The sequence below is a fragment of the Brevundimonas sp. genome (assembly GCF_024711105.1).
Taxonomy (GTDB): domain Bacteria; phylum Pseudomonadota; class Alphaproteobacteria; order Caulobacterales; family Caulobacteraceae; genus Brevundimonas.
This window is the reverse complement of record NZ_JANJTL010000131.1, coordinates 1-2,775: the sequence shown is the minus strand read 5'-3', so window position 1 is coordinate 2,775 and position 2,775 is coordinate 1. Positions and strand designations below refer to the sequence as shown.

3 protein-coding genes are annotated in these 2,775 nt (G+C 70.8%); 2 read left to right on the top strand and 1 reads right to left on the bottom strand.

Annotated features, from left to right (window positions below; all coding sequences use genetic code 11):
• Positions 1–1,375: acyl-CoA dehydrogenase family protein (locus Q0M60_RS09735; RefSeq protein WP_296818723.1), on the bottom strand; the 1,375-nt coding region annotated here is incomplete at its 3' end.
• An 89-nt stretch (positions 1,376–1,464) separates the two neighbouring features.
• On the opposite strand from Q0M60_RS09735, the gene Q0M60_RS09730 reads away from it, so the two are divergent.
• Positions 1,465–2,046 carry a cytochrome b gene (locus Q0M60_RS09730; protein WP_296818721.1) on the top strand — a complete coding sequence of 194 codons (582 nt, stop codon included), beginning with the start codon at positions 1,465–1,467 and terminating at the stop codon, positions 2,044–2,046.
• Between the two features lie 187 nt (positions 2,047–2,233).
• Positions 2,234–2,775, top strand: a 542-nt coding sequence (locus tag Q0M60_RS09725; RefSeq protein ID WP_296818719.1) for an L-threonylcarbamoyladenylate synthase, incomplete at its 3' end; no start/stop codon positions are given.

Sequence of the window (2,775 nt, the reverse complement as noted above, 5' to 3'; positions counted from 1 at the left end):
GCGCGCTCTCGCCGCCGTCCTGGCCCAGCTTGCGGCCGACCAGGTCCATGGCCTGGATGCCGTTCGTGCCCTCGTAGATCGGGCCGATGCGGGCGTCGCGGTAGTGCTGGGCCGCGCCGGTCTCCTCGATGAAGCCCATGCCTCCGTGGACCTGCACGCCCATGGAGGCGACCTCGACGCCCATGTCGGTGGACCAGGCCTTGGCGATGGGGGTGAACAGGTCCTCGCGGCCCTTCCAGCGGCGGCGCTCGTCCTCGGTCGCGGCGGTGCGGGCAAGGTCGGCGGCGACGCCGGTGGCCAGGCAAATGGCGCGCCCGGCCATGACCCGGGCCTTCATTGTCACCAGCATGCGGCGCACGTCGGGGTGGTCGAAGATCGGGGCGTTGGCCTCTCCGGACCAGACGGACCGGCCCTGGCGGCGCTCCTGTGCATAGTGGAGCGCGTGCTGGAAGGCGCGCTCGCCGATGGCCACGCCCTCGACGCCCACGGCCAGGCGGGCGGCGTTCATCATGATGAACATGTGGGCCAGGCCCTGGTTCGGCTGGCCGACCAGCTCGGCGGTCGCGCCCTCGTAGGACATGACGCAGGTGGGCGAGGCGTGGATGCCCAGCTTGTGCTCGACGCCCACGGGGCGGAAGGCGTTGCGGGCGCCCAGCGAGCCGTCGGGATGCACCAGGAACTTGGGCGCCAGGAACAGCGAAATGCCCTTGGAGCCCGCCGGCGCGTCGGGCAGGCGGGCCAGGACCAGGTGGACGATGTTGTCGGTGGCGTCGTGGTCGCCCCAGGTGATGAAGATCTTCTGGCCGGTCAGGCTGTAGGTCCCGTCGCCGTTGGGCGTGGCGGTGGCGCGCAGTGAGCCGAGGTCCGAGCCGGCGCCCGGCTCGGTCAGGACCATGGCCCCGGTCCATTCACCGGAGACGAGGCGGGACAGGTAGGTCTCCTGCTGGGCCGGCGTGCCGACGTGCTGCAGCGCCTCGATCGACGCCAGGGACAGCATGGGGCACAGGCCGAAGGCCATGTTGGCCGAATGGAAGGTCTCGTAGGCCGCCAGCTCCAACGCCTTGGGCAGGCCCTGGCCGCCGTGGGCCGGGTCGGCCGAGAGGCTGGTCCAGCCACCCTCGGCGAAGCTGCGGTAGGCCTCGGCGAAGCCCGGGGCGGCGGTGACGGCGCCGTTGGCGTATTTCGCGCCCGCCTGGTCGCCGGCGCGGTTCAGCGGGGCCAGCACGTTCTCCGAGAAATGGCCCGCCGCCTCCAGGATCGCCCGGCCGGTGTCGGCGTCGTAGTCCGGAAAGGCGCCGGTGGCGGCCACCTGCGGCAGGCCGGCGATGGCCTCCAGACAGAACTCCAGGTCACGGATCGGCGCGCGGTAGGTCATCGGGAGGAACCTTGCTCAAGTCGGCTCGTACCTCCTAGCGCCCTCGCCGATGAGGCGCCAAGGTGCCGCTAGGGCAAGGGAGACAAGCGATGAGCCACCCCAGGACCACCTATTCCGGCGTTTCCATCTTCCTGCACTGGACCATCGCCCTGATGGCGGTGGCGCAGATCATCCTGATCAGCCTGCACGACAAGGCCGATGAGGGCGACCGGACCTGGATCGTCGGCCACGCCTCGGTCGGCATGACCATCCTGGTTCTGACCCTGGTGCGGCTGGCCTGGCGGCTGAAGGAGCCGTGGATCCCGATGCCGGTCGACACGCCGCGCTGGCAGAAGCTGCTGGCCCGCACGACGCATGTCGGCTTCTACGTGGTGCTGCTGGCCATGCCCCTGGCGGGCTGGGCGGCGTTCTCGGCCTTCGGGCGGCCGATCGAGTGGTTCGGCCTGTTCGAGCTGCCGATGCTGCCGATGCCCGAGAGCCGCGACCTCGGCCGCGACATCATGGAGATGCACGAACTGGCGGCGAAGCTGCTCTACGTGCTCATCGGCCTGCACGTGCTGGGGGCGCTCAAGCACCAGTTCGTCGACCGCGACAACGAGGTCCGCAAGATGCTGCCGGTCATCCCGGACCGGGGTTACGTGGATCACCGCGGGCCAGACGGGGCGCCTTAGTTTCCCTTCTCCCCTTGTGGGAGAAGGTGTCCTGCGCAGCATGACGGATGAGGGGTCGACGAGGCCTGTCCATGAGGCTCTGTGCGTAGGGCGCGGCGATCGAAGCTGATCCGCCATCGCGACCCCTCATCCGAGCCGCTTCGCGGCCCACCTTCTCCCGCAAGGGGAGAAGGGACTATATCGCCGCGTGCCTCACGACCCCGACATCGCCGCCGCCGTCGCCGCCCTGGAGGCGGGGGAGCTGGTCATCCTGCCGACCGAGACGGTCTATGGGCTGGCGGCGGATGCGGCCGATCCGATCGCGGTGGCCAAGATCTTCGAGGCCAAGGGCCGGCCCAGGTTCAATCCGCTGATCGCCCATGTGTCGGGCGTGGAGCAGGCGCGTGAGGTGGCGGTGTTCGACGCCCGAGCGGAGCGACTGGCCCAAGCCTTCTGGCCGGGGCCGCTGACGATCGTGGCGCCGCTGAAAGACGCCTCGAAGGTCTGCGACCTGGCGCGGGCAGGGCTGGAGACGGTGGCCGTCCGGGCCCCGGGGCATCCGCTGGCGCGCGAGGTCATCGCCGGGTTTGGCCGGCCGGTGGTCGCGCCGTCAGCGAACAGGTCGGGCCGGCCCAGCCCCACGACCCACGCCGACGCCGTGGAGGAGACGGGCGCCTTCGCCCGCACTGCGCTGGACGGCGGTCCCTGCGAGGTCGGGCTGGAGAGCACGGTGGTCGCGGTGCTGGACGA